This window comes from Gordonibacter sp. (assembly GCF_036667095.1).
Taxonomy (GTDB): domain Bacteria; phylum Actinomycetota; class Coriobacteriia; order Coriobacteriales; family Eggerthellaceae; genus Gordonibacter.
On the sequence record NZ_JAVWUP010000144.1, the window covers coordinates 1 to 6,422 of the forward strand.

General features: G+C 62.9%; 6 protein-coding genes. All 6 read right to left on the reverse strand.

The features are described from left to right. A partial coding sequence (locus tag RR842_RS10880; RefSeq protein ID WP_332729736.1) for a hypothetical protein occupies window positions 1-734 on the reverse strand: 734 nt, incomplete at its 3' end. Window positions 735-737: 3 nt separating this feature from the next. Beyond that, entirely contained in the window at window positions 738-1,262 is a 525-nt protein-coding gene (locus RR842_RS10885) for a DNA gyrase (protein ID WP_332729737.1), read from the reverse strand. Window positions 1,263-1,763: 501 nt separating this feature from the next. Beyond that, entirely contained in the window at window positions 1,764-2,762 is a 999-nt protein-coding gene (locus RR842_RS10890) for a conjugal transfer protein TrbL (RefSeq protein WP_332729738.1), read from the reverse strand. Further along, on the reverse strand, window positions 2,762-3,517 hold the full coding sequence (locus RR842_RS10895; RefSeq protein WP_332729739.1) for a hypothetical protein: 756 nt from the start codon (window positions 3,515-3,517) through the stop codon (window positions 2,762-2,764). The genes RR842_RS10890 and RR842_RS10895 overlap by 1 nt, the downstream gene beginning before the upstream one ends. A 13-nt stretch (window positions 3,518-3,530) precedes the next feature. After that, window positions 3,531-5,216: a glucosaminidase domain-containing protein gene (locus RR842_RS10900; protein ID WP_332729740.1), complete on the reverse strand. Its 1,686-nt coding sequence runs from the start codon at window positions 5,214-5,216 to the stop codon at window positions 3,531-3,533. Window positions 5,217-5,220: 4 nt separating this feature from the next. Further along, window positions 5,221-6,422, reverse strand: a 1,202-nt coding sequence (locus RR842_RS10905; protein ID WP_332729741.1) for a DUF87 domain-containing protein, incomplete at its 5' end; no start/stop codon positions are given.

Genomic DNA, 6,422 nt, shown 5'->3' on the forward strand with positions numbered 1-6,422 from the left:
TCCGCCTTGCCGTATCCGTTGGCGTCGGTCGTGATCTTTCCGACGTAGCCGGAAAGCCCCGGGTCGGAGTAGATCGAGTACTCGGCACCGGCGAGCGTATAGCAGGCGTTGCTCGCGGTGAGGTCGGGGTGCGCAGACGCCTTCGTGAGCTCGATGGCTCCGTGGGGGATGAGCCTTGGCGTCACGCACATGGACTGGGACGAGGCCGACACCCATTCGGTGCCCTCTGCCTCGTAGAGGTCCTTGTTGGCTTGGTAGTAGGCCTTCGCGGAATCGTATACGCCGAAGAAGTCGGCGTTGTCCGGCGTTACGTAGGCGCTCATGTACCCCGGCGTGTACTCGCACCAGACCATGTACTGGAAGTATCCGCCGCGCTTGAGCCCAGACCAGTCGCCATGGGCCACGTCGAGGTACTTCTTGTACAGGCCGAGGCGCTTGGCCATGTCGGCGGGCATGGCCTGGGAGGAATAGGTCGACCCGCGGACCACGAGCGACGTGATGTCGATGCAGTAGGCGGCCTCTCCGTTCAGGTAGAATGCCTCGTCTTGCCAGTGGTTGTTCGTGTTGCTGTCGTATTGGTAGAAGTCGAAGAACTGGTCCGATTCCACGAGCGCCGCCTCGGTGGCATAGGCCTTGTCCGCTGTCGAGATGCCGACTGCAGCAGATAACGCCAGCGCGAAGGCCAGCAGCACCCGCAAGGCCCGGCTTCCCCCGTCTTTTATCGTGGCTCCCATATCCTAGGCCCTCGCATTCTCGCGTTGGGGTGCGGCCGATGCCTGTCCGCCGAGCGCGCTTGCCCCGTTGCGGGCGGCACGAGCCTTATCTCCTAGCCCGCGCTCGCCTTCGGGTGCCTCCTTTGCTTGGTCGCGCTCAGCTGAGCGCGCTTGCAGGTAGTCGCTTCGCTGCTTGTCGATGGCCTCTTTTATCTGGGTTGGCATCACCTTCACGGTGTCCTTCTCGGGCCTGCCGTTCTCGTCGAGCACGGGGTTGCCCTCGGTGTCGAGCACGGAGCGCTTGAGCCACACCTCGCGGTCGGTGAGCAGCGGGATGTCGCGGAAGTTCTCCCCGCGGTAGCGCGACTCGTTCACGAACAGCGGGCTGAACTGGTAGCCTCCCACGTCATTCCCGTCGATGAGGGTGCCCTTCGGCAGCGTGACGGCGTTGAACGTCTTGGTCTCGCCCGTGGCCTTATCGGCGTATTCGATGTCGGTGCGGACGAAGTTCTTGTGCAGCGTGATGTAGGTGTTCTTCTTTTCGGTCATGACCTCTCTCCTTTACATTGGCGATGGCGGGCTTATGTGGAAGTGCCCGCCGTTGGTTTCTGCGTCGCTCATCTGCTCATTCGGGCCTCCTTCGCAGGGTCGTCGCGTCTGCGTTGGCTGCAAGCGCAGAATGCGCGTGCGGCTGCCTCGCGCTCGGACAGGGATCGGGGCGCTTGGGAGGCAACGCGCTCGAACTCCTCGTATTCGACGGGCCTTGCCTCGAAGGCCGCGAAGGGCACCGCCTCTGCGATAGCGCCTTCGAGTTCCTTCGCGCTTTGGTAGTCCCAGTACTGCCGCCGTCGTATTCGAACCAGGTGCCATCGGCGTTTCGCGAATGTGACGAGAAGGACCAACCGAAGCCGTTGGGACTCTCCTCGTCGTCTGCAACGTGCGCCTCGAAGTACATGGGCTCGTGCTCGCACATGAGGTCGAATACGCGCCAGGCCGCTTGCTCGCAGGGGCAGGAATCGCAGTCGTACATAACGGTTCACCTCCTCTCTGCTATCCGCCCACGATGTCGCGGGCCCAGCTTCCGCTCTTGACTAGGGACAGGATGAGCAGGATGCACATCGCCAGGTACTGGAGCGCGTAGGTGAGCCCGTTGGCTATGCCGTCGATGGGCGTGCCCGTTCCGGGGTTCGCCGCATTGAGGCCGCCGAGGATTATCGGAAACGAGATGAGCAGCACGAGGATGATGATGCCCGCCAGGCACACCGCCACGAAGTTCTTGACGTAGCCGATGCCTATCTGGCGCGTGTCCTCGGTGCCCATGAGCGAAAGCGGGATGGGGCTGAAAGCCGCCATGAGATAGAGCTGGATGGCTCGCGCCCAGGAGACGACGAGCGCCACGATGTAGGCCACGAGCACCACGACCCAGCTGATGAGAGCCACGATGAGCATGGCGACGAGCGCCGCCACGTCATCGTCGGTGGTGACGATGGAGACCGCCGCCAGATCCATGGCGCCGCCCGTGCCGAACATGTCTATGACTCGCTCTATCGCGAGCTTGGTGACCGAGTAGATCGACGCCATGAGGTCGAAGCTGTTCTGGATGAGGAACAGGAACACCGCGAAGAACACGAGCAGGAACACGACCTCCTTCACGCCCGGCAAACTCGCGTTGCCGTCCATCTTCTGCGATATCTGGATGAGCTTGATGGTGAATACGAACCCGAGCACGCCGCAGCCGATGGGAAGGATGGCCACCTGCCATACCCCGCGCGCTAGCGAGTACATGGTAGTGGTACCCGCCGTGCCGAGCATGGAGTCGAAGCCCTTAGCGAGGATCCCGTCGTAGCCGATGGATTTGAGCATGTTGATCTGATTGGAGAATATCCAGTTGCAGCAGTCGCGCAGCACCCCGCAAAGCCACTTGTTGATGTCGTCGGCGATCGCCGCGAAGGCGAAGTCTGGGAACAGCAAAAGCGAGCTCAGGGCAAGAAGCGTACCCGCGAACGCCAGGGCGAAGCGCCTGTCTTCGATGATTGCCCGCATCCGCATCACCCCACGACCTTGAACGTGGCCGGGCCTCGCGCGTATTCGACGGTGAGCACGGTCGATGCCGCGTCGTCGAGCGCAAAGTTCGCGCTTACCGTGCCGCTTGCGTAGTCGACCACGAGCGATTGCGCCCACGTCGCCTTGGTCGCCGTGGGCACATGCGCATGCGCGTAATCTGCCATGGCTTTCGATAGGGCTTCGGTCGTGCCGCCGAGAAGCTCCCGGAACTCGTCGTTTACGCCAACGACTTCGACGGAGGCGGCGCTAGGCGCTCCCTGGCTATAGGTTTTCGCCTGCGTGAAATCGTCGCTGGATACGGTGCGGGCACCTGCCGCGTCCTGGCGCACGAGCACGAGGGAGTCCTTGGTGGTGCCATCCGGCAGATCGAGCTTCAGCATGATCGATGTCTGGCTGCCCTCCTTCGTCACCGACGCGACGTCGAACGCCGTCATGCTGGTGGAAGCGCCATCGGATTCGGCATAGCGGCCCTCCTTGAAAACGATGCTCGACTTGCCGCCGTCGGCAGTCCACGCGCTGTCCCTCAGGATCGACAAGGCATCGCCCTCGTCTGCGGTCAGCTTCTGGTTGGAGGCATCTGAGGCGTCCGGCTTTGCCTGGCTGTCTTCTGATTCGACTGGGACGAACTGTCCCACTGGCTCATCCTGATGGACGAGCGTGCAGCGCACGACGCTCGATCCGATTAGGATGACGGCGGCCCCAATGGCCAGCGCCATGAGTATCTTGCCCTTCTTGTTCATCGGCTCATCGCTCCTATCTATTCGCGCGCAACGCGCAGGTGAAATAGTTGATGCCGGTGGAGATCTTGCACACGTCACCGGTCTGCGGTTCGTGGATGTAGCGGTCCCCTCCGATGTAGATGGCCACATGACCCACCTTGTAGAGGATGTCTCCGGGGCGCGCTTCCGACAGGAGAACCGTGGTGAGCGCGCTCTTCTGGTCTTCGGTGTAGTGGGGAATGGATATGCCCGCCTGGGCGTAGCAGTACTGGGTGAGCCCCGAGCAGTCCAAGCCGACGCCTGGCGTGGAGCCGCCCCACACGTAGGGAACCCCGAGCTGGCTGTAGGCAGCCTGCACGATCGCGTCCCCGTTTGCCACCATGGACTCGAACTGCTCGACGGTCATCCCATCGAAGCGGTAGAGGCTGTAGGTCTTCATGGCCGATTTCAGGCTCTCCACGTAGCTTGAGCTCGTGGCATAGCCCGCGTCCTTCAGGCCCTCTGCCATCTTGTCGGAATCGTGGCGTTCGATAGCCTCCTTGATAAGCGGGTTCTCCGAATAGCGGGAGTTCTGCAAGAAGACGCGGCTGCGGAATACGATGCAGTCCTTGTGCGACTTGAAGCTCGTGAACTCGGCCGTGATGGTGACGTGCTCTCCGCCGTACTCCTCGCCGGTCTGCCAGCTCGAATGACCCGCGACCTCGCTTGCAAGCCCGTAGCTTTGCGCCCACTTGATGCCGAACAGGTTGTTGTCGCGCGTGGCAAGGCCTGACAAGTGGTCGCCCACGCCCGACTCGCAGATGATCTGCGCGATGGTGCAGCCTGCCGGATGCCCGTACTTCTCCTGGCACTCAAGCGCGGTTGCCACCATCTCGCGCGTGATGTAGGGCGGGAGCCCCGCCATCGATTGCTTCGACGCCTCGTTTTCCCAGAAGCCGAAAAGGGCGCTTACGAGCTGGGATACCACCATCATGGCAAGCACGAAGGCGAGGATTCCGGTCATGACCCCGGCAAGCGGTGCCGCAGCCGCAGGTGCCATTGCGGCGAGGGCCTTCGCGCCGCTGGTCTTCGCGGCCGCCGCAGCTGCGGGCTCTGCCGCTTTAGCCTGCGCGGCACGGGCGCGAAACCAGGTGCGCCGCGACTGCATGCGCACCTTCGCCGTCGCAGCCTTATCCGCCGCCTCCTTGGAAACGGCCTTGCGAGTCCGCGCCTCGATGGATCTGGCCGCACTGGGACAATCTGTCCCAGTGGCCTTTGCTGCGGCATCGGTCGCATCTTTGGAGGTGCGCGTGGCTTTCGCCTTGCGTAGCAGCGCCACGGCGTCGGAGCCCTTCTGATAGGCGTCCGCCATCCCGCTCGTCTCGTCGGCCTCGTCCATCTCGGCTGCAGTCGAAGCGAGCATCGCTGAGCGCATGTTTCGGCCCTTCTGCAGGGCGACGCCCGTTTGCCGCATGACGTTGCGCGCGGCCTGGTCTCCTGCATCCGCGCTCTCTTGCCTGCCAGCCTGCCGCGCTGCGCGACCGAGCACGCTTCTGATGGACGCGCCTCCCTTGCGCGCTCCCTTCAGCTCGGCTGCGGCAACCGAATCGGCCTTCTTGACGATACCGGCGCTCACCGCATCGGTGCGGCCTGCCCTGGCCTCGAGGGCGCTGTCGGACTCGCCCCGGGCGAACTCGGCGGCTTTCGCCGTATCGGTATGCTTGGCAAGGTCGCTCGGCATGCCGCTACCCCTCGGCCTTTTCCTTGGAGCTGAGCTCGAAGCGGGCAGCGCGCTTGATCGCCGCGATCTCCTCGGGCTTGGTGTTGAAGGTGTCGTAGAGCAATCCCTTCGGCCAGTCATCCGTGATGGCGATGCGGGCGGCACCCGCCACAAGCAGGCCCTCGCCAGGCTTCACGGACTCATCGATGCATGCCTCCTCCTGCGCGGAGAGGTCGAGCAGGCGCACCCACTCGCGGCGGTCGAGCGGAGACTGCTTTAAGAGCATGATGTAGTCGGAGTTGAGCACCATGTTGCGGGCCTCCTCGTGCTCGAGCATGTAGATGGAGTTCTGAGTGATGCCCGTGCAGATGAGGTTGAACTTGCGGCCCTCGGCCCAGAACTTCGAGAAGTAGCTGATGATGGCCGGATGGCTGAAGAGGCTCTGCACCTCGTCGATGTAGAGCCAGGTGGTGACGCCGCGCTCGAAGTTGTGATACATCCGGTTGCGCACCGCCTCGAGCGCCGTGAGCATGCCGAAGACGCGCATGTTCGAGTTCAGGTCTTTGAAATCGATGTTGGTGATGCGGTTCTCGAACGTGACGTTGGATTGGTTGTTGAAGAACGACAGGGCACCCTTCACGTAGCGCTCGTAGCGAAGCGCGATATCGCGCGCCTCGGCCTCGGTTTGCACGCGCAGGATGTCGTAGAAGTCGCCGAGCGTGGGCATCCTGCCATGCATGGAGGCGGCAACGTAGGCTGCCTCGACGCAGCGGCTGATGATGGACCGATCCGACTCGGGCAGGCCTTGGGCACCCTCGGCCATGGTGGCAGACGACAGGGCCAGTATCGCTTCTATCTTGAAGGCCATCTGAGACGCGTTGCCCATATCCGCGACATCGCCTAAGTCGAACGGGTTCATGTAGGTTGCCGAATCGGGCGAGAAGCGGATGGGCGTGCCGCCAGCGGGCTCGACCACCGGCGCGTATTCTCCCGCGGGGTCGAAGATGATGATCTCGTCGTCTGGGTATGCCAATATCGTGTTCATGATCTCGCGCTTGACGCTGAAGGACTTGCCGGATCCCGGCTTGCCGCAGACGAACCCCATGGGGCTTGCGAGCGCCTTGCGATTGCAGATGACGAGGTTGCCCGATTGCTTGGACTGGCCCACGTAGCCGCCGCCTGGTTGGTTGAGCTCTTGGCTCGCGAACGGCATCTGGATGGCCACCT

Bases quoted from the DNA above. Each gene is read 5' to 3' on its own strand.
- RR842_RS10885 (WP_332729737.1), bottom strand. From the start codon at position 1,262: ATGACCGAAAAGAAGAACACCTACATCACGCTGCACAAGAACTTCGTC.
- RR842_RS10890 (WP_332729738.1), bottom strand. From the start codon at position 2,762: ATGCGGATGCGGGCAATCATCGAAGACAGGCGCTTCGCCCTGGCGTTC.
- RR842_RS10895 (WP_332729739.1), bottom strand. From the start codon at position 3,517: ATGAACAAGAAGGGCAAGATACTCATGGCGCTGGCCATTGGGGCCGCC.
- RR842_RS10900 (WP_332729740.1), bottom strand. From the start codon at position 5,216: ATGCCGAGCGACCTTGCCAAGCATACCGATACGGCGAAAGCCGCCGAG.